The sequence below is a fragment of the Sphingobacterium multivorum genome, assembly GCF_900457465.1.
GTDB classification, from domain to species: domain Bacteria; phylum Bacteroidota; class Bacteroidia; order Sphingobacteriales; family Sphingobacteriaceae; genus Sphingobacterium; species Sphingobacterium multivorum.
The window spans coordinates 177456-197728 of sequence record NZ_UAUU01000008.1; the positions used below are offsets into that span (position 1 = coordinate 177456).

The 20273-nt window shown below is 40.2% G+C and carries 24 protein-coding genes; 14 read left to right on the forward strand and 10 right to left on the reverse strand.

Features of this window, described 5'->3' with window-relative positions; translation table 11 throughout:
• Positions 1-69: 69 nt before the first annotated feature.
• A complete protein-coding gene (gene mnmE, locus DTA23_RS09170; protein ID WP_070568741.1) occupies positions 70-1449 on the reverse strand; it encodes a tRNA uridine-5-carboxymethylaminomethyl(34) synthesis GTPase MnmE in 1380 nt (459 codons plus the stop codon).
• Positions 1450-1626: 177 nt separating this feature from the next.
• On the opposite strand from mnmE, the gene DTA23_RS09175 reads away from it, so the two are divergent.
• Positions 1627-2112 (forward strand): hypothetical protein, encoded by a 486-nt coding sequence (locus DTA23_RS09175; protein ID WP_070568738.1) that lies wholly within the window; start codon positions 1627-1629, stop codon positions 2110-2112.
• Between the two features lie 67 nt (positions 2113-2179).
• On the opposite strand, the gene xpt is transcribed toward DTA23_RS09175, so the two are convergent.
• The 3 genes from xpt to DTA23_RS09190 all read right to left on the reverse strand — a co-directional run bounded on the left by xpt (position 2180) and on the right by DTA23_RS09190 (position 6060).
• On the reverse strand, positions 2180-2755 hold the full coding sequence (xpt, locus tag DTA23_RS09180; protein WP_070568735.1) for a xanthine phosphoribosyltransferase: 576 nt from the start codon (positions 2753-2755) through the stop codon (positions 2180-2182).
• A 68-nt stretch (positions 2756-2823) separates the two neighbouring features.
• The gene (locus tag DTA23_RS09185) at positions 2824-4602 is read right to left on the reverse strand and encodes an AMP-dependent synthetase/ligase (protein ID WP_112374504.1); all 1779 of its coding nucleotides are present in this window, start codon (positions 4600-4602) and stop codon (positions 2824-2826) included.
• Positions 4603-4860: 258 nt separating this feature from the next.
• Positions 4861-6060 carry a proline dehydrogenase family protein gene (locus DTA23_RS09190; protein ID WP_112374505.1) on the reverse strand — a complete coding sequence of 400 codons (1200 nt, stop codon included), beginning with the start codon at positions 6058-6060 and terminating at the stop codon, positions 4861-4863.
• A gap of 95 nt (positions 6061-6155) precedes the next feature.
• Between DTA23_RS09190 and DTA23_RS09195 the strand changes: the two genes are divergently transcribed.
• From DTA23_RS09195 to DTA23_RS09205, 4 genes are all read left to right on the forward strand, one after another.
• A complete protein-coding gene (locus tag DTA23_RS09195) occupies positions 6156-6362 on the forward strand; it encodes an RNA-binding S4 domain-containing protein (RefSeq protein WP_070568728.1) in 207 nt (68 codons plus the stop codon).
• A gap of 50 nt (positions 6363-6412) precedes the next feature.
• Positions 6413-7465: a 3-dehydroquinate synthase gene (gene aroB / locus DTA23_RS09200; protein ID WP_112374506.1), complete on the forward strand. Its 1053-nt coding sequence runs from the start codon at positions 6413-6415 to the stop codon at positions 7463-7465.
• Between the two features lie 137 nt (positions 7466-7602).
• Positions 7603-7773 (forward strand): ThuA domain-containing protein, encoded by a 171-nt coding sequence (locus DTA23_RS28815; RefSeq protein WP_256603220.1) that lies wholly within the window; start codon positions 7603-7605, stop codon positions 7771-7773.
• Positions 7748-8320, forward strand: coding sequence for a ThuA domain-containing protein (locus DTA23_RS09205; protein WP_256603222.1), 573 nt, complete (start codon positions 7748-7750; stop codon positions 8318-8320). The genes DTA23_RS28815 and DTA23_RS09205 overlap by 26 nt, the downstream gene beginning before the upstream one ends.
• A gap of 156 nt (positions 8321-8476) precedes the next feature.
• Here the strand turns inward: DTA23_RS09205 and DTA23_RS09210 are convergent, their stop codons facing one another.
• Positions 8477-10363: a TonB-dependent receptor plug domain-containing protein gene (locus DTA23_RS09210; protein WP_112374507.1), complete on the reverse strand. Its 1887-nt coding sequence runs from the start codon at positions 10361-10363 to the stop codon at positions 8477-8479.
• Positions 10364-10464: 101 nt separating this feature from the next.
• On the reverse strand, positions 10465-11415 hold the full coding sequence (locus tag DTA23_RS09215) for a zinc dependent phospholipase C family protein (RefSeq protein ID WP_112374508.1): 951 nt from the start codon (positions 11413-11415) through the stop codon (positions 10465-10467).
• A 180-nt stretch (positions 11416-11595) separates the two neighbouring features.
• Here DTA23_RS09215 and DTA23_RS09220 point away from each other — a divergent pair, with 180 nt between their 5' ends.
• From DTA23_RS09220 to DTA23_RS09235, 5 genes are all read left to right on the forward strand, one after another.
• Positions 11596-12408: a glycosyltransferase family protein gene (locus tag DTA23_RS09220; protein ID WP_256603224.1), complete on the forward strand. Its 813-nt coding sequence runs from the start codon at positions 11596-11598 to the stop codon at positions 12406-12408.
• 182 nt (positions 12409-12590) lie between these two features.
• Positions 12591-13055: an FKBP-type peptidyl-prolyl cis-trans isomerase N-terminal domain-containing protein gene (locus DTA23_RS27525; RefSeq protein WP_218565331.1), complete on the forward strand. Its 465-nt coding sequence runs from the start codon at positions 12591-12593 to the stop codon at positions 13053-13055.
• Entirely contained in the window at positions 13045-13323 is a 279-nt protein-coding gene (locus tag DTA23_RS27530) for an FKBP-type peptidyl-prolyl cis-trans isomerase (protein ID WP_218565332.1), read from the forward strand. The genes DTA23_RS27525 and DTA23_RS27530 overlap by 11 nt, the downstream gene beginning before the upstream one ends.
• A complete protein-coding gene (locus DTA23_RS09230; RefSeq protein WP_112374509.1) occupies positions 13310-13708 on the forward strand; it encodes an aldo/keto reductase in 399 nt (132 codons plus the stop codon). Before DTA23_RS27530 ends, DTA23_RS09230 begins: the two co-directional genes overlap by 14 nt.
• Complete coding sequence (locus DTA23_RS09235; protein ID WP_305887893.1) at positions 13692-14216, forward strand: aldo/keto reductase; 525 nt, start codon at positions 13692-13694, stop codon at positions 14214-14216. The genes DTA23_RS09230 and DTA23_RS09235 overlap by 17 nt, the downstream gene beginning before the upstream one ends.
• Positions 14217-14222: 6 nt before the next feature.
• Here DTA23_RS09235 and kdsB read toward each other — a convergent pair whose 3' ends face one another.
• The 4 genes from kdsB to mazG all read right to left on the reverse strand — a co-directional run bounded on the left by kdsB (position 14223) and on the right by mazG (position 17572).
• Positions 14223-14966 (reverse strand): 3-deoxy-manno-octulosonate cytidylyltransferase, encoded by a 744-nt coding sequence (kdsB, locus tag DTA23_RS09240; protein WP_070568708.1) that lies wholly within the window; start codon positions 14964-14966, stop codon positions 14223-14225.
• Between the two features lie 88 nt (positions 14967-15054).
• Positions 15055-15672 carry a deoxynucleoside kinase gene (locus tag DTA23_RS09245; RefSeq protein ID WP_046675902.1) on the reverse strand — a complete coding sequence of 206 codons (618 nt, stop codon included), beginning with the start codon at positions 15670-15672 and terminating at the stop codon, positions 15055-15057.
• A 12-nt stretch (positions 15673-15684) separates the two neighbouring features.
• Positions 15685-16683 carry a tryptophan--tRNA ligase gene (trpS, locus tag DTA23_RS09250; protein ID WP_046675903.1) on the reverse strand — a complete coding sequence of 333 codons (999 nt, stop codon included), beginning with the start codon at positions 16681-16683 and terminating at the stop codon, positions 15685-15687.
• Positions 16684-16759: 76 nt separating this feature from the next.
• Positions 16760-17572 (reverse strand): nucleoside triphosphate pyrophosphohydrolase, encoded by an 813-nt coding sequence (mazG, locus tag DTA23_RS09255; RefSeq protein ID WP_112374511.1) that lies wholly within the window; start codon positions 17570-17572, stop codon positions 16760-16762.
• Positions 17573-17715: 143 nt separating this feature from the next.
• On the opposite strand from mazG, the gene DTA23_RS09260 reads away from it, so the two are divergent.
• The 4 genes from DTA23_RS09260 to DTA23_RS09275 all read left to right on the forward strand — a co-directional run bounded on the left by DTA23_RS09260 (position 17716) and on the right by DTA23_RS09275 (position 20192).
• Positions 17716-18015 (forward strand): hypothetical protein, encoded by a 300-nt coding sequence (locus tag DTA23_RS09260; protein ID WP_046675905.1) that lies wholly within the window; start codon positions 17716-17718, stop codon positions 18013-18015.
• Between the two features lie 4 nt (positions 18016-18019).
• Complete coding sequence (locus tag DTA23_RS09265; protein WP_112374512.1) at positions 18020-18544, forward strand: hypothetical protein; 525 nt, start codon at positions 18020-18022, stop codon at positions 18542-18544.
• A gap of 106 nt (positions 18545-18650) precedes the next feature.
• Positions 18651-19334 carry a hypothetical protein gene (locus DTA23_RS09270; protein WP_112374513.1) on the forward strand — a complete coding sequence of 228 codons (684 nt, stop codon included), beginning with the start codon at positions 18651-18653 and terminating at the stop codon, positions 19332-19334.
• 177 nt (positions 19335-19511) lie between these two features.
• Complete coding sequence (locus DTA23_RS09275) at positions 19512-20192, forward strand: SDR family NAD(P)-dependent oxidoreductase (RefSeq protein ID WP_256603497.1); 681 nt, start codon at positions 19512-19514, stop codon at positions 20190-20192.
• Positions 20193-20273 lie beyond the last annotated feature (81 nt).

Consider the following 20273-nt stretch of genomic DNA (forward strand, 5'->3'; position numbering starts at 1 on the left):
ATAAGAGCAAGGTCCGACCATGGTCGGACCTTGCTCTTTGTTGTATAACGCGATCATTAAGGCTATGATTTACTTGCCAATGCAGAATTTCGAGAAGATATTATCCAATAAATCGTCTGTCGAAACACTTCCCGTGATTTCACCAAGATGATATAGCGCTTGGCGGATATCCATTGCTAGGAAATCAGAAGTGACCGGATTGTTAATACCATATATTACGCGTTCCAGTGAATCTGCTGTTTTTTGTAGCGCTTCCACGTGACGGATGTTGGTGACCATAACATCATCTGTATTCAAATTTCCTAATTGTACACGATTGATCAATTCGTCTTTCAATTCCTCGACGCCAATTTGCTCTTTTGCTGAAATGTAGAGCGGATTAAGGACATTGTAAACGTCTTTTTGCGCCTCAGAAAGCAAATCTGATTTATTGATAATGGTGACAAATGGAATTTGTAGTCGCTCGATTTCTGGTAATTGAGCTTGTACTTCTTCAACTTTGTCCTGTGTAGGATCGAAAAGATATATGATCAATCGTGCCTGTTTCATCTTTTCACGGGTACGCTCAACTCCTTTTGCTTCAATAACATCTGCCGTCTCACGTATACCTGCAGTGTCAATAAATCGGAATGTGACGCCATGAATATTAATTTCATCTTCAATCGTATCACGTGTAGTCCCTGCAATATCGGAAACAATGGCACGTTCTTCATTTAAGAAAGCATTCAATAGGGTTGATTTTCCAACATTCGGTTTCCCGGCAATGACAACAGGAACACCATTTTTAAGGACGTTACCTTGTTCAAAAGATTGTATTAATTTTTGAACAATGACCTGTATTTTGTTGATTAGATTTTTTAGCTGATCCCTGTTCGCAAATTCCACATCTTCTTCCGAAAAATCAAGCTCTAATTCAATTAGTGATGCAAAGTGAATGAGATCTTCACGAAGGGATTTAAGCTGATTGGAGAAACCGCCCCGCATTTGTTGCATCGCCACTTGATGCGAAGCTGCAGAATTGGATGCAATTAAATCGGCAACTGCTTCTGCTTGCGATAAATCCATGCCGCCATTGAGAAATGCACGTAGGGTAAATTCTCCTGGACGAGCAGCACGTGCTCCTTTTTTGATCAGTAAATTTACAACGCGCTCGATAATATATTTGGAGTTGTGCGTTGATATTTCCACCGAATTTTCTCTCGTGTAGGAGTTCGGGGCTACAAATAAAGAAACAAGTACTTCATCTATAATCTCTTCGCCATCCCTTATGGTTCCAAAATGGATAGTATGCGATGCTTGTTGAAGCAGGTTCTTTCCTTTAAATATTTCGTTTGTAATTTTTATGGCATTCTGACCTGAAACGCGTATGACAGCGATAGCTCCATTTGTTCCGGAAGATGTCGCTAATGCAACAATGGTATCTTCAGTGATATATCCCGTATTTGACATGGTACAAAGATACGTTAAATTGGAATAATGGATTCTATATATTGCGGCACAAATTAAATTCATATTGACCGATTAAACCTTTGTTCAAACATTGATGTCATACCCATAGAAACGCTTGTAAAAAAGAATGAAACACAGGCGGAGTGAAATTAATTTTTAAATTTAAATTATACTGTTATGAGAAAGATGATATACTTCGCGTTGGCAATAGGAGGACTTGTCTTAATGGCTCCACAACAATCGTCCGCTCAGTATCGGGGACATGAACGTGAGTGGAAACAGGACAAAGAGCGTAGAAAATATGAAGAGAAAAGGGATAAGGAATATCGAAAATATTTAGAAAAACGCGAAAAAGAAGACCGTAAGTATCATAAAGAAGTAGCTAAGTCATACCGAAAAGGGTACCGTCATGGAGCACCGGCCTGGGCAAGTGCACATCGTTACGATAGTAGACACCATGTATACTTTAGAGATTACAAAACATTCTATGACCCTTACAGAGGAGGTTACGTGTATATGCGCAATGGCCGTTGGAATTTTTCATCAAACGTGCCTTCGTTTATGTTGAATGTCAACTTGGGAGCAGCCAATATTCGGATTGTAAAAGATGTTGCAATTAGCAGACATCCTGAAGATTTTTACAACGACTACCGTTGGGATTAGAAAGAATTTATCTTGTTGTTTGAATATAAAAGCCTCAATCTTTAGGGAGATGAGGCTTTTCTTTTTGCTAGTCTTCTTCGAAACTGACTTTATTCACTTCAAGCGACTTTATCCGCGCTAACGATTCAATTCTTAAATCGGACAATTCTCTTAATCTTTTACCACCTTCCTGGAAGGATTTTTCGATAATAAATCCCATGCCCAAAACTGAAGCCCCCGATTGTTTAACGAGATCGAGCATACCAAAAGCGGCGTTCCCATTGGCCAAAAAATCGTCTATAAAAAGAACATTGTCGCTCGGCGTAAGAAACTCTTTGCTGACACAGATGTCATAGGTTCGGTTCTTAGTAAATGAATGCACCTGGCTTACATACATATCAACCATGGTGGTCGGTTTTGCTTTTTTCACAAATACAACCGGTAATTCCAAAAGGTAGCCAAGCATGATCGCTGGGGCTATTCCGCTTGCTTCAATTGTAATGATTTTATTGATCGGGAGGTCTGCAAAACGACGGACAAATTCCACCGCAATAGATTTCATCAATACGGGGTCCATCTGGTGATTGATGAAGTTGTCTACTTTAAGTATGCCTCCTGCAAGACTTTTACCGTCATGATGGATTCTATCCTTTAATAATTTCATATTTTACTCCTATAAATATAACGCGCTTAAATATAACGCGCTGTGTCAAAATTTTGATCAGTTGATCCTTAATCCATCTCCATTTGATAGAGGTTATTGAACTCTTCTTGATGATGTTCGAGAATGACCTTCCGTTTCATTTTTAAGGTTGGTGTTAACTCTCCATTTTCAATAGTAAATTCATCGGTTAAAATAATTGGTTTCTTAATCTGCTCCCAGTTACCAAAGTGTTGGTTTGCACGACGTACCTCCTGATTGACTTTTTTTACAATGGCAGGGTCAGTCAGAAAATCGTCCTTTGTCATGGTTGCAAGTTCAGGAGCATCTGTTCTGGCCCAATCCAATAAATGGGCATAGTTTGGCACAATAAAGGCAGAGGCAAATTTCATCCCGTCACCGATTACCATTGCCTGTTCTATAAACTTAGATTCAACGAGCTTGGTTTCGATAGGTTGTGGTATAACGTACTTCCCGCCCGAAATTTTGAACATCTCTTTTTTTCGGTCAATGATTTTTAAGAATTTTTCATCTTCCCACTTCCCGATATCTCCGGTGTGCAACCATCCATCAATGATGGTTTTATCCGTCTCTGCCTTATTCTTATAATAGCCCATCATGACGTTGGGACCTTTTACCAATATCTCTCCGTCTTCGGCGAGTTTTATTTCAACAAAACGTACAGGAAGTCCAACAGTGCCAATGCGAATACCTTTGATATAATGATTGACTGAAATGAGTGGGGAGGCTTCGGTCATGCCGTAACCCTCATATAATGGAATTCCTGCAGCTAAGAAGGCACGTGTTAACTTGCTGTGAAGAGAGGCTGATCCAGAGGCAACGGTAAGCAATTCGCCACCCAAAGCCTCATACCATTTGTTAAGGACAAGTTTCTTGGCAAGCTTTAGTTTGAGATTATAGGATAGACTTCTTTTCTCAGGATTTGGATCATATTCTTCTGCAACTGAAACAGCCCAATCAAATACTTTGCGTTTGAAACCAGTGAGATCGTGGCCTGTTTTCATGATTTTCTCGTAAACCTTTTCCAGAATACGTGGGACAACGGTCATGATATGAGGTTTTACTTCCTTCAGATTATCACCAATCTTGTCAAAAGATTCTGCGATATAGATCGTAAAGCCAAGATACATATAGGTATATAAAACCATACGCTCGTAGGCGTGACAAGGAGGGAGGAAGGTCAGTCCGCGGTCATAAGCTTTACAAGGGGTAATTTCTGCTGCGCCCAATACATTGGAAAAGATATTATTGTGTGACAGCATGACGCCTTTTGGTGTGCCCGTGGTTCCAGAAGTGTAGATCAGGGTAGCGAGATCTTCAGGTTTGATCTGATCGCGGAGCACTGCTAGTTTTTCTGGGGAGCAATTGGAGCCTATATCATTAAGTTCTTTCCAACTGCGTGTTCCTTCCTGTTCGGCGATACAAAAAAGATACTTCAATGTATAGATTGAATCGGTTAGATTCATCAGGCGATCGTACAAGCTTTTGTTACTGACGATACAAACCCTGATTTCGGCATCATTAAAAATATATTGATAGTCTGTATCGGTAATATTTGGATAGATGGCCACCACGACTGCACCAATTTGCTGGATTGCAAAGTCAATCATATGCCATTCCATGCTACTGCCGGCAATGAGACCAACTTTCTCGCTGGGTTTCACGCCAAGTTCAATCAGCCCTTTGGAGAGATTGTCTACTTGTTCAAGAAAATCTGCTGTTTTGATATAATTCCACTTGCCGTCCACTTTGTGCGCAAACATATCAAGATTGGGGTATTTGCCCATCTGTTGACGTGCAAGATCAAATAATCTAAGTTTTTCTTCCATTTCAAATCGTATTCTTTTAAGCTCCGCGGGAGCACCCTTCCAGTATGAACTTTGTTTTAAGGGAAAAGTTTGCAAACATAAATAATTGTTTCAAGAATATGGAATGATTTTGTAATTAGCTTGTTTCAAAAGTGTTAAGGGGAGGTGAGCGATAGGTGGAGTGCTTTTGTGCTTTTCAAAAGTAAGGTGTTTCTTGGAGACCATTTGAGCATATTTCCTTGAGTAGATGGACTTGATGCGCGCCAATTATAAAAAAAGCTAGTCGTTATCGACTAGCTTTTCTTCTTTGTTTTCTTTGATCAAAAGCCCGAGCTCCCGACCTGTCGCTCCTGCGACTGAAGTATTTTCCTGTGCTCTACGGAAAAGGTATGGCATCACTGCTTTCACCGGTCCGTAAGGCATGTATTTGGCAACATTGTAGCCGTGTGCAGCTAAATTGAAGCTCAGGTTATCAGACATACCCAATAATTGTGCAAAGTAAATACGGTCGATTGATCTGTCGATACCGCGTCTGTCAATTTCCTTTGCAAGTAGCATGCTACTGTCCTCATTGTGTGTACCCGCCATTAGTCCAAAGTTGTCCAGATGGTCCAAGATAAATTCAATAGCTTCATTATAATCTCTATCGGAAGCTTCTTTATTTGGCTGGATGGGATCGGAATAACCTTTTTGCGCAGCGCGAGCACGTTCGATCTCCATATAGGCACCACGAACGATCTTAGCACCCATATGAAATCCTCTAACTTTGGCGTATTCAAAGTCAGCTTTCAAAGATGCCAACTTATCACTACGGTACAATTGATAAGTATTATATACAATTGGTTTTTCCATATTGTATTTTTCCATCATTTCACGAGCGATATCGTCAATTGCATCTTGGATCCATGAATGTTCAGCATCTACTAAAACTTTTACACCAGCTGCATGACAAGCTTTACAGATGCGATCGGTACGGTCCAACATACGTTGGTATTCTGCTTGTTCACTTTCTGTCAAGGCTTCCTTTGCATTGACTTTTTCAAACAGTTCAAATCGGCCTAATCCAGTTGGTTTAAATACTGAAAATGGAATGTATTTGTTTTTACTGGCCGCGACTACGGTGCGCAATACCTCGTTGCAGCAAGCGTCAAATGCACTTTCAGTTTCTTCTCCTTCAACGGAATAATCCAATATTGTCCCTACACCATTCTCTCCCAATTCGTTGATCGCATTTTCGCAACCTTCGATAGTCTCTCCGCCACAAAAATGCTTGAAGATTGTTTTACGGATGATACCCTGGATAGGTAATCCGATGTTCAGTGCAAAGTTGGTCATGGATGGACCTACTTTTGTCAAGAAGTTATTCGCTATTATTTTGAATAACCAATACGCTCTTTCCAAATCCTTATCGCTTTTACTTTTAAAAGCAATCTCTGTATTATCAAAGGATAATGTCTTGGGCTCAGAATTCTCAATCATAATCTTTATTTGCAATAAGGCAAATGTAGCAATTTACTAAGCATTAAAACGATGATAATTCTTGTATTCCTCAGTGAAACCACTATTTTTGTGAAATGCAAGAATTTAAAATCGAGGGCGAATATATCCAGCTCATACAGTTACTTAAAGCTTTAAATTGGGTGGAGCATGGCGCTATGGCTCAGTGGGTTGTAGCGGAAGGGTATGTAAAGTATAATGGGCAGGTCGATTACCGGAAAAGGCTCAAATTGCGACCAGGAGATGTTGTTGAATTTGATGGGATGCAAATAAAATTGGTGTAATATTAAACAATATTGGTAAATAGAAAACTTAAACCTTAAAGAATCGTAGAATGGAAGTCATAGAAAGTTTGGGCTATCAGGTATATTTTGATGATACGTTGGCCTCTTTGGAGGCGTTTTTAGCTGAGCGCAGTTACTCAAAGATCATCGTCTTGGTGGATACCAACACCTTGGATAATTGTTTACCCTTATTTCAGCAGGCCTTACCCAATTTGGCGAATTATGACGTGATAGAAGTAGATCCTGGCGAGGAAAATAAAAATATTGATTTCTGTATTGGCGTATGGCATAATATGCTCGATTTCGGAGCGGATAGGCATTCGTTGATGATCAACCTGGGTGGTGGGGTAGTCACCGATATGGGGGGATTTGCAGCGTCAACTTTCAAAAGAGGGATGGATTTTATTCAAATTCCGACAACTTTACTTTCCCAGGTAGATGCATCGGTAGGAGGTAAGACCGGCATTGATATGGGCAGTGTGAAAAATATTATTGGAACTTTTGCACAACCTCAAGCAGTATTTATTTCAAGCCAGTTTTTGAAAACCCTAGATCAGCGTCAATTAATCTCAGGTTTTGCTGAAGTAATTAAACATGGACTGATCTTCGATCGGGCTTACTATGAGCGAGTGAAAACATTGGAGATCGATCAAATCGACAATTCTTTGATCAAACATTCTGTTTCGATCAAAAACCGTGTTATCCTTGAGGATCCGAAAGAAAAAGGACTGCGTAAAATTTTAAACTTTGGCCATACAATTGGTCATGCTATTGAGGGCTACTCGTTGTTGAACGATGCTTCACCTTTATTACATGGAGAAGCTATTGCAGTAGGAATGATTTGTGAGGGGTACCTATCGCATAAATTGAATGGTTTGCCTTTGGATGAATTAAACGATTTGATCCAAACTTTTAGAAAATATTTCAACGACTACACATTTGATTCTTCCATTGATACAGCCCTGTTGGATCTGATGCGAAACGATAAGAAAAACTTGTCCAATCAGATCGGTTTCGCATTGCTTGACCAAATTGGCAGTTGTCAATATGATATCTACGTTTCTGAGGAAGATATTATTGAAAGTCTTGATTTTTTACCGTGAGCTAATCACACCATAATAAAACAGAAAAGCCGTGTATCGGGAGAATGCACGGCTTTTCTTTACAGCTATTTTTATCGCAATTTCGTTGCGGAAATTAGTAAACCTAAACTTAAACCATCATAATAACCATTTATATCATGAATAGAATCTTCATTTTTCTGTTTCTCCTGTTGGGGATGTCAGCTGCTGTTCAGGCACAAAGGCAAGTATTGATCTTTAGCAAGACAAAAGGGTTTAGACACGGAAGCATCGAAAAGGGTGCAGAGGTACTTAAGCAATTGCTTGATAAAGAAAAAAATAAAATCTGATCATTCGGAGGATGCAGCTCTGTTTACCGATCAGGGATTGAACAAATATGACGCCGTTATCTTTCTGAGCACAACCGGCGATATTCTCGATAATGCGCAACAGGAAGCTTTTGTGCGGTATATCCAATCAGGAAAAGGGTTTGTGGGTATCCATGCAGCGACGGATACTGAGTTTGATTGGCCATGGTATAACGGCCTTGTAGGGGCGTATTTTGCGTCTCATCCTGCTGTACAAAAAGCCAAAATTGATGTGCTGGACAGAAAACATCCGGCCACCAAGCACCTCGATCCGATCTGGTGGCACAAAGATGAATGGTATAATTTCAAGGATGTGAAGGACGGATTGCATGTGTTGATGAATTTGGATGAAAAAAGCTACCAAGGAGGAAAAATGGGGGATCAACATCCAATCTCCTGGACCCAGAGCTACGATGGAGGGAAAGTCTTCTATACCGGGCTTGGACATACCGATGAGTCCTATGACGAACCTGAGTTCCAAAAACATTTAATTGGAGGAATTTTATCTGTTCTTCCCAAGAAAAAGTAACTTATTTTATAGTTGGCGTTTTTCTTAAATAGGGCATGGTACATGCTTCGATGTGGCAATAACACAATGAAAAGTCCCAAATGGTCATTCCATTTGGGACTTTTTTATAATTGATGGCGAAATGGGAAGAGAACCGATTTTGCCATTTAATCGGGTTTAATAGTTCAGTTTATATTTTGCGCCGATACTAAACCAACGACCGGGCATAGGAACGGCGGCAGCTTCTATATAGCTCTTGTCAAATATATTCTGAACATCCACAAAGATGTTTAAGTCTTGGAGTTGGTACGATCCTCTTACGTCAGCGATGAAATAAGATTTGTAACTGATACGCTCATTAAAGCGGTTTGCAGAAGTGAACATCCAGTTCTTGTGGTTTATGGTAAAGTTGGCAATAACTTGATGCCTTAAGCTTTCAATAGCATATTTGGATAGTATCCCGTCTGCTAATGTTATGCTTGGGTTGAGATAATTATAACTTAGCGTTGTAAAGTATCGTGTCGTTGCGCTGGGATCATTGATATTATATCGGAATGAAGCATTGAATCCATCAATTTTATTTTTTCCAATATTTATTGGTTTCCACGGAATGACCGTTCCGCTTCCTGTAGTGGCATCCTCTTTTTGCCAGTCAATGAAATCGTTTATCCTTCGATGGAAATAGCCCACTTGCGCAATAACTCGATTGGATAAGTATTTTATACCACTTTCTATCTGATAGGCATTTTCAGAGCTCAGTGTGGGGTTTCCGACGTTGGCTGTCTGATTGGTGTAAAGATCCGTAAAGGAAGGGATACGTTGGCTAGAACCTGCGTTGACTACAATCTTCCAATGTTCGGTAATATCATAGCCCAAATCTAGACCCGGGAATACCTGCCAGCCAAATTTTGAGTTATAATTGATGTAGGCACCTGAGTTGATCATCAGTTTTTCGATCGCCTCGGTTTTGAATTCCAGGTAGCCGCCGTAATTCTCCCGGTTATGGTCGCCAATACTGGTGCTATTGATACGTTCAAATCGACTTTCTAATCCTAAGCCAAATGTACCATAACTTTGCTCCAATGTAGCATTGATTTCTGCTCCAAAGACGTTGCTGTAATGTTTGGATCTACCTTTCGTTGTTTCTCGGCCTAAATACCAATATTCATCTTCGTTGTAGCGATTACTGAGGCGTGGACTGATGGAAAATGCCTGTGTTAATTGATGCTTGGACTGCAGGGAAGCGAAAGCTGTCTTAACCTGTTCATACGCTTCCTTGTCACTCGGTGCAGCGTAGTAACCATTGGCTCCAAATTGATTGTTGATATAGCCAACATTGGCTTTTATCATATTGGCTGTATTCGGTTGATATGTCCCGTCATAATAGAGTTTATTATTATTAGAGGCTGTATTATAGCGTTGCCCATTGGAGTCTTCGTGGCCAAAATATAAACCGTGGCTTGTTTGCTTGGTTAAGAACTGTGAGCCAAGCTGAACGCCTTTACCATAATACTTGCCTGTACTTGTCTGCTCATTATCTTTGAATGATGAACCACTATACACCTGGGCACTAATTTGATTTGATTCAATTTTTTTTGTTACGATGTTAATAGCGCCGGTTAGCGCATTAATGCCGAAAATTCTGGATGCTGGTCCTCGAATGATTTCGATACGTTCGATGGCTTCCAGCGGAACCGGAAGGTTCATATTGTGATGGGCACTCTGTGGATCGGTGATTTTAACACCATTGAGTAGGATCGCTGTCTGTTCAAAAGAGCCTCCGTCGATACTTATATCTGCCTGCGAACCGAATGGTCCACGTTGGCGAATATCAACTCCTGGGATATTGCTAAGCAATTCGTTGATTGATCGATTTGGTAGTCTCTGTATATCTTCCTGCGTCAATATTTGGATGTTCTTGCTTTGTTTTGAAAAAGGGATCTGTAAGCGATTTTGATTAATGATGACTTCACCCAAAGCGGTTGTGTCATTAATCTGCGCAGTCGCAGCTCCAATACTCAGTACTAATGCAAGTTTTGTTAACGTAATATTCTTATTCAACATGCTTTCCTAGATTTTACGCTGCAAAAGTAGCTTAGCAGATTAAAAAACAAATAGTCCGGTGTGAATAATACTGGTAGTCCGGATGATGTTTTATAGCCTTTTTACATCCATTCTTCTCGACCGATACGCTTTTTCCCTGTTATATCGATGTGATCTTGCTTGTTGGTGCTTTTTATTTTTTCGATGTTGGTCAAATCGGGTTGGCCAGATTCGAGCCAGGCGGAATACCAATAGGAGGCAACACGTAAGATGGTTTTTTGCATTCTCCTTTCTACCATACCGTTCATGGCTTCATGATAGGCTCTAGCATAATTATCAGAGTAGGTCCATACCAATTGATTGTTTCGTTCAATAAATGATTTTTTTTGAGATGCCTTAAATTGACGATCGAGACCAGCTTCAATCGTTAAGACAGAATCCACAAGGCGATTACTTTCGTAAACAATAACCCAGGCCTCTTGTAGAGGATCTTTGATATAGCTCGCTTTTCCGACGCGAAGGTTGTATTTTTCGGAAAACATTTCCGGTAAGCGGCTTTCCCAGAATGCATGTATGCCTAGTTGATTGGTGAGCTGTCCATTGTAATTTTTAGTCGTATGCAATGGAACATGGGCGTCTGCAATATAATGGCCCAGTTCTGCTGAGTGTTTGATGATTCGTTTATAATCTTTTGCTTGAAAGGCCTTAACAAGCTTTTGATAGGTAAGGTTGATTTGCCAGGGTACTATACCATTTTTTAACAATTGACTTTCTTGAAATCTTTCTTTGGCTTGTGACCAATGTAGGGGTATGGTGTCAATTGTACTTTCCTTAAGGTAGTCCTCCATATCGATAAAATGTCTCGGGCCTTCAGCGCTATCTGTGAAGCAACGTTTGTCTGGATCGACCGCTTTTTCGGTAATAAGGTCGATATTGGATTTATAAAATTTTGCCAACTTTGCTGGTAGGGCGAAAACGGCATAATGATTAATTTTTTTATGCGCAAAAAATCCCCACGATGTTAAAATTAGCATGGCGATTATGCAAAGCATCTGATAAAATAGAGACTTCATGGGTTATCAAACTGGCTATTAATTAATTGTTGATATTAAATATACATAAAGGAAAATTAAAAATGGATTAACTGTATTTTTTATTGATGTTAATTTATATTTTCTTAACATAACTAAACAATAAAATAATATTGATACTCGTTAAAATTGATTAATTTGCCGACACAAAATGCAGTCGTTATGAAGATATTGTATGCCGTACAAGGGACAGGAAACGGACATCTGAGCCGTGCAATGGATATTGTCCCCTGTCTGAGGGAGTTAGGGGAAGTTGATGTTTTGGTTAGTGGAATTCAAGCGGATCTATCATTACCTTTTAAAGTGAAATACCGTTATCATGGGCTGAGTTTTATCTTCGGTAAATCCGGCGGGGTAGACCTGTGGAAAACTTTTATGAGTTCGACGATCCGCAAATTTACGAATGAAATTAAGAGCTTGCCCATCGAAAACTATGATTTGGTGATCAATGATTTTGAACCGATCTCTGCTTGGGCTTGTCATTCAAAAGATCTAGAATGCATTGGGCTGAGCCATCAGATCGCTGCTTTAGACCCCTCGAGCCCCAAGCCAGAAGATAGTGACATGTTGGGCAAATTTATCATGAAAAATTATGCTCCGTCTACCCATTCCTATGGTTTCCATTTCAAGCGGTACGGCAAGAACATTTATCCACCGGTTATCCGTAATGCTGTTCGTGAATTAAATGTCACCGATCAGGGACATTACACTGTTTACCTCCCCGCATATGACGATGCGCATCTTTTAAAGCATTTGATGAAGTTTCCGGACGTGAAATGGGATGTCTTTAGTAAACACAATTCAAAGGCATTTGACATGAAAAATGTAACGATAAGGCCGATCAATAACCAATCTTTTATTGATAGTATGGCATCTTCTTCTGGAGTTTTATGTGGGGCGGGTTTTGAAACACCGGCAGAAGCGTTATATTTGAAAAAAGAAACTGTTAGTTATCCCAATGAAAAACCAGTATGAGCAGCATTTGAATGCAGCGTCATTGGAAGAGATGGGAGTGCCTGTAATTTCGAGTTTAAAACAGAAGAACATGCTGGCGATAGAAAGCCTGGCTCAACAGTAAATCTAGGGTTGACGTTGATTACCCTAATATCACGCAAGAAATTATAAATGAAATCGTGCAGAAGCACCGTTAAACACACATGAAGTATATCGCATTAGCCCTATTATCCTTGACGACGGTCACAGGATTTGCTCAACAAAAAAAAACGAACACGACGGCAAAGAAGAAGGTCGTCGCAACTAAACCAAGTGCAACAAATCAACTGAAAACGAAGGCCGATTCTGTGTCTTATGCATTTGGTGCCGATATCGGAAATTCCCTAAAGTCTATTGAGATCGATTATTTGAAGTCAGATGTCATTGCAAAAGCAATTTCGGATGTTCTGAAAGGAGAGAAGTCTCTATTGGAAGAGGGGCAAGGAAGAGCTGTTATCCAACAGGCGATCATGGACGTTCGTGCTAAAAAAGAGGCTGCTAGCCGTGCTGAAGAAGATAAATTTTTTGCCGAAAATGCAAAGGTTGCTGGGATGAAATCTACAGCTGAGGGGATTCAATATCTTGTTCTAAGTCAAACCGAAGGGCCAAAACCAAAAAGTGGACGATGAGGTAACAGTGCATTATAAAGGTACCTTATTGAATGGAAAGCAATTTGATAGCTCATATGACCGTAAGGAGCCATTGAAACTATCCTTGGGTCAGGTGATCAAAGGTTGGCAGATTGGAATCCCGTTAATGTCCAAGGGGGCAAAGTATAAATTTTTTATACCAAGCAGATTAGCGTATGGCGAACGGGCAACAGGTGAAATTCCGGCAAACAGCACATTGGTGTTTGAGGTAGAATTGCTTGATATTGGTGCAGATGGAACAACGTAAATTAGGTAATACAAGCTTAATCGTTTCGGAAATAGGTTTGGGCTGTATGTCGCTAAAAAGCAATCAGTCCAAACAATCGAAAGATATTATCCAAAAAGCTTACGAGAAAGGGATCACTTTCTTCGATACGGCTGATCTCTACGATAGGGGTCTAAATGAGATGATCGTTGGGGAAAGTGTGCAAAGCTTTCGCAAACATATTGTGTTGGCGTCGAAAGTTGGTAACCTTTGGCGTGCAGATGGATCAGGTTGGGATTGGAAGGCTTCAAAGGACTATATTATCAAGGCTGTGGAAGGTTCCTTGTCACGTTTAAAAAACGGACTACATCGACCTCTATCAGTTACATGGTGGTACGATAGAAGATCCGATAGAGGAGATTGTTGAAGCGTTTGAGTTGTTGAAGAAACAAGGGAAAATCCGTGCTTATGGTCTTTCATCAATTCGCCCAAATGTTATTAAGGCATTTTTATCCAAATCTGATATGGCCTCAGTTATGATGCAATACAGCTTATTGGATAGAAGACCTGAAGAAGAAATCAGTGGCTTATTGGAAGAACGGGGGGTAAGTATCGTCGTACGCGGCGTATTAGCCAAAGGTGTTCTCATTAACAAACCTATTGAACCTTTCTTGCAGTATAGTTCGGGAGAGGTGGCCCATATCGTGAGAAACTTGGCAAATCTTTCCAAACGTATCGGAAAAGACAATATGATTGTCGCACTTTCTTATGTGCTTTCTAACGCAGCTGTTGCTACAGCACTCGTTGGTGTGAGTACCAAATTGCAATTGGATGAATTGATCAGAGCAAAAGAGCAGATGATCAAATTCAGTGATTCGGATAAGCAGGTTCTATTGGAAGGTGTCCGGTCGTTATACTATACCGAACACCGGTAAGCTTTACTATTTATTGAAAAATAGTCTTAATATTTTAGCGAGGTCTTCTTTTGTATCCACAGCGACAGTTTCATGCGTTGTAATTGCCGTTTGAATGGCGTAACCGTTTTCTAACCAGCGCAGCTGTTCCAATGCTTCTGCTTCTTCTAGCATAGAAATAGGAAGTTGTGTCAGGGCTTTTAATGTATCTACCTGGTAGGCATATATTCCGATATGTTTATAGAATGTTTGCTTGTGTAACCATTGATCTTTTTCCACAGCTCTTAAAAAAGGAATGGTCTGCCGACTGAAGTAGATGGCTTCTCCTTTGGTGTTTCGGACAACTTTGGGTATGTTTACATTAAATAGCTCCTCTTCTGCTGTAATTTCCTTGACCAAGGTTGCTATCTGCGTAGTGGTATCTTCAAAACAACTTGCTAAAAGATCAATTTGTGCGGGGTCTATAAAGGGTTCGTCACCCTGTATATTGATGGCAACATCATAGCCTCCTATATTTGTTATGACTTCGGCGCAACGATCTGTTCCCGATTGGTGATGCGCTGCGGTCATGACGACTTCGCCACCAAAAGAGCGTACAGTCTGTGCGATGCGCTGGTCGTCAGTAGCAACAACAACCTCGTTTAATTTTGTTGATTTTTTGACCTGTTCGTAGACACGCTGGATCATCGTTTTTCCTTCGATGTCGATTAGCGGTTTTCCAGGGAATCTACTCGATGCATATCGGGCAGGAATAATACCTAAAAATTTCATTTTTTATTTTTTATCATTGGCTGAGGAAATGCGCGTTTATCAAAAAGCCTGTAAAATCAATTGACTTACAGGCTTTTTGATATCGCAATTATTCGAACAATCCAAATAATTCGGCTTCGATCTTTTGAATGATATTTCCGAGGTCCTCTGGGTTTGTGGTAAAATCCAGATTGTCTTTGTCGAGAATCATGACCTTACCGTCTTTGTAATTATTGATCCATTTATCGTATTTATCGTTTAGCTTTGACAAATAATCCAAACGAATTGCAGACTCATAATCACGGCCCCTTTTTTGGATATTATTCACCAGGGTAGGGACAGAGGCTTTGAGGTATATCAATAAATCCGGCGGTTTGATATAGTGGATGATGCTTTGAAAAATATTACTATAGTTTTCAAAATCACGTGCGCTCATTAAGCCCATATCATACAAGTTTTCGGCAAAGATATAAGCATCTTCATAAATGGTACGGTCCTGAATCATATCAATGCCGGTTTCCTGCAATTTTACAATATGTCTAAAGCGACTGTTGAGGAAAAAAATCTGAAGATTGAAAGCCCAGCGTTTCATGTCCGAATAAAAATCTTCCAGATAAGGGTTGTTGTCTACAGCTTCAAACTGAGGTTCAAATTTAAAGTGACTGGCCAACATTTCGGTTAATGTTGTTTTGCCGGCACCTATATTTCCAACGATAGCTATGTGCATATTATTTCTAGCTTAATAAAATCTTCTAATACCAATAATCTCACGAACTTCTTTCAGGGTCTTGCGTGCGGACTCGCTTGCTTTTTCAGCGCCCATTTTTGCAACTTTAGCAATGTATGCATCATCGTTTGATATTTCTTCAATACGGGAGCGTACATCGTTGGTGGCAAGGACCATATCTTCGGCCAATTGCTTTTTGAAATCACCATAACGAATTTCACATTTGTTATAGAGTTCATCAAAATGCTGTAATGTGTCTGCAGTAGATACGACCTTCATTAAGTCAAAAAGATTTTGGATAGCTTCAGGTTTAGGCTGGTTCATCTCCGTCGGGCCTGAATCCGATACTGCGCGCATCACCTTTTTACGAATTACGGTTTCACTATCCGATAGATAAATACAATCAGCTTCACCGTTAGATTTACCCATTTTTCCTTGGCCTGCAAGTCCAGGAACTTTCACCAATTTGTCAGAATAGGAGAACGCAAATGCCTCTTTAAAATAATCTACATTATATAAGCGATTGAAGCGGTTACCAAAAGTCCGCGTCATCTCCAAATGTTGTTCCTGATCTTTTCCTACCGGAACTTTTGTGCCATGGTGAATCAATATATCACAGGCCATCAAGACGGGGTAGGTCAACAAACCTGCGTTAACATTGTCGGGATTGCTTCTAACTTTATCTTTAAAAGCTGTAGCGCGTTCAAGCTCGCCGAGATAGGCGTTCATATTCATGTATAGATAGAGTTCCGCGACTTCTGGAACATCAGATTGAACGTAAATAGTCGATTTTTCAGGGTCTATTCCTGCTGCTAAATATTCAACAATAACTTGGCGAACCGTTCCCTGAAGCCCATGAGGAGTGGGGTGGGTCGTTAGTGAATGTAAATCCGCAATGAAAAAAAAGCAATTATATTCGTTTTGCATTTTCACAAAATTGCTCAATGCGCCGTAATAATTTCCTAAATGTAATTTTCCGGTACTTCTGATACCGCTAACAACTGTTTCCATATTGCTGCGAATTTACGCATAAATTTGACAAAGTCGAATTAAATTCGGTCGCTGCCCGCCTTTTATAGGAATTGCTTTATTTTTTCAATTTTTTAGCTTCATTCCAATAAACGTCCATTTCTGCTAAACTCATTTCCTGCAGTTGCTGCTTATTTTCGGCTGCTTTTTGTTCCAGATAGGTGAAGCGTGCAATGAATTTTTTGTTGGTACGTTCAAGCGCATTTTCGGGGTTTATACCCATATGCCGTGCATAATTTATCAAGGAGAATAAGAGGTCGCCAAATTCGCCTTCCGCTTTTTCCTGATCCATTGGAAGTGCTGTCTCTAGATTAAATTCAGCTTTAAATTCGGCCAGTTCTTCCTCTACTTTTTCCCATACTTGTTTCTTATCTTCCCAGTCAAAGCCGACACCGCGCACTTTATCTTGAATACGATACGCCTTCACCAATGCGGGCAAACCTTTCGGGACGCCAGAAAGAACAGATGTGTTGCCTTCTTTGAGCTTGATTGTTTCCCAATTGGATTTGACCTGATCTTCTGTATCGGCATTGGTGTTACCGTAGATGTGGGGATGCCGCGTAATCAATTTATCACAGATTGCATTAAGTACGTCTACGATATCGAACTGTCCCTCTTCTTCGGCAATGCGCGCATAGAATACAAGGTGCATCAAGACGTCACCAAGTTCTTTTTTTATTTCGGGATAATCTTTTTCCAAAATGGCATCGGTCAATTCATACATTTCCTCCATCGTCAAATGGCGAAGGGTTTCCATGGTCTGTTTCTTATCCCAAGGACATTCAATCCGTAAGGTATATAAGACATCGAGTAATCGTTGAAATGCCAATTGAGGTGTATGCTGATAAGCTGGTGCTGCTAGATTTGCCATATTTCATCGTGTTTGGTAGCACAAAAGTAGACATATGATTTTGAATAAACTATTTCAACTTGCGGAAAACAAAACCCTTTTGTCAATCGTTTTATAATAAATTATAAAAATTAGAATTTAGATCGGATTTAGAACAATCAACTATGGAAAGAATGCATGGATACTCCTCTGCAAGTGTTGCCTTGGAAAAGTTAAACAACTTAGGTTACACAATAGACTATAATATCGAATTTGACGATTTGTTGGCTCATGCTGATGAGTATAAAATTGACTACTTATTTCGCTACGAAGGGGCGTCAGATCCTGATGATGAATCGACTGTATATGGTATCAGCAAAAATTCAGGACAGAAAGGCGTTTTTGTTGCTGGCAATTTATCTTTGATTGAAGGTAAAAAGCGCGATATTCTATTACAATTAGAGCTTAGGGAACGGGAGCGGTAGTCTTATGGGAAAAAATGAAATGGAAACCACCGAGCGGCTTGAGCAGCTTAAACTTTGGGCCCTGAAACGGGATGGTATAGATGCGGCAGCGGAATATCATGATCTCGGGTCAGATCGTTGGTTGCAGGTGTATAGAAATGAAGCGCTCAACCTGATGAAATCTGGCGCCTACGACAAAGGGTCGAGGCTGTTTGAGTCATATGCTGTGGTTCACTACCCACACGAACTGGAAAAATTGATTGGCAAATTGGAGCGTAGTTACGACAGCTTACAGCGTTTTAGCCCAGGATTGCTTGAAGATGGTTTTTATAATCTCGTGTTGGGTGATATTCCTTTGCTTATGGCAGGTACGATCGCCGTTTTGCTTCGAGCCAAAGAGTCTGATTTTCCAGCCGTTTATAATAATGATGCCGATGCCGACATGCGAAGCTCTCCAAATTGGCTTATACAGCAGTCAAACAGCGCTATTTGGGTGGATATGCACCAAACCGCATTAAATAATATTCACTACCCGGATAAAATTCTTTAGTCTGGCAAAATTTTTGTAGCCGATTGTATTAAAAAAAGGAAAACTAACTAGGTTGTTCCTTTTTTGGATTTTTATTGAATTATAAACCCATTTTAAATTTTATTTTATGATGTTGTACATCGGCATTTTTGCTGTTATCGTTGTAGCTTGCGTGTTTTTTTCTCTTATGATGATAAAAAAGCAAAAGGAGACGGCCAAAAAATATGAAGGTGAATCCGGGATTGGCCTAGCCCCAGGTGTAAAAGATGAATTGTTAAATGATGAATTTAGCGAATTAAGAAAACAATTGAACGGCGCTCCAATCGACGCCTTTACGCAATGCGCGTATATTGCAACGGTTGGGGATAAAGTTGCTTCGGCTGCGGCGACAGCAGCGAAGACTGTTGCTTGGGCGGCTGTAGGAGTAAAGGCTCGTTACAATGAACGGGATAACGCTTCTTATCTGGTGCTTAGCAACAACGAATTGCATTACGTATTTTTTGATGAGGGGGAGGTGAGAGACCATTTGGTTTTCGATCATGAAACCTTGCTCAATGCACGAACTGCGCAGATTACAAATGCTGAAAAGGTAACGCGTATGGGCTCCGTCATGGGTTTGAAACCTAAGAAAATGCATCTTAACCTCAATGGAAATGGGCTCGATATCATGTATTATGGCACTGTTCAGCGTATGCCGCATGGTATTATTTCTCCAGGTTCAGGTATGTTTGAAACACAAGCCAAGCTCCAATTGATGGGGCGTTTGTTTTTGGATAGATTATATAAAAAATATCCGCAGTTAGAGAACTAATCCGCCGAGAAATGTCATTTTAGTTTCGTTTTAAATGAAGTAAATGTCCGCTTCTACTTGATTCCGCTTTGCTTTTACTAAATTGTATTTATCATAAAATTTATAACATATGAAAATTTTAGCAGATAAAGTAGCTTTGGTAACTGGGGCTGGTTCGGGATCGGACTGGCTGTTGCACTGGCTTATGGTAAAGAAGGAGCAAAGGTCGTTGTCTCGGATATCAATGAGCAAGCGGGCCAAGAAACAGTAAAACAAATTGAATCTCTGGGAGGAGAGGCCGCGTTCTTTAAAGCAGATAGCTCATCTCCAACTGACAATGAGTCTTTGGTGACTTATGCCGTCAAGACATTTGGCCGACTCGATATTGCCTGTAATAACGCGGGTATTGGGGGAGAGGCTGCCCTAACTGGAGAGTATAGTCTAGATGGCTGGAAAAAAGTCATCGATATTAATTTCAATGGCGTATTTTATGGCTGTAAATATCAGCTGGAGGCGATGGAAAAAAATGGAGGCGGAGTTATTGTGAATATGGCTTCCATTCACGGTACTGTTGCTGCTCCAATGTCAAGTGCTTATACTGCAGCCAAACATGTTGTTGTGGGATTGACAAAGAACATTGGTGCAGAATATGGTCAAAAGAATATTCGTTGCAATGCAGTTGGACCTGGCTACATTGATACCCCTTTATTGGCGAAGTTGGATAAAGAGCATATCAATGCATTAATCAGTAAACACCCTATTGGACGTTTGGGAAAGGCCGAAGAAGTCGCTGAACTGGTTCTTTTCCTAAGTTCGGATAAATCATCCTTTATGACAGGAGGGTACTATTTAGTTGATGGTGGATATACCGCTGTTTAACAGAGGTCGTTTAATAAAAACGGGGATCCAAAGCTGGATCCCCGTTTTTATTATAATTGAGTTGACGATGGCTGGCAGCAG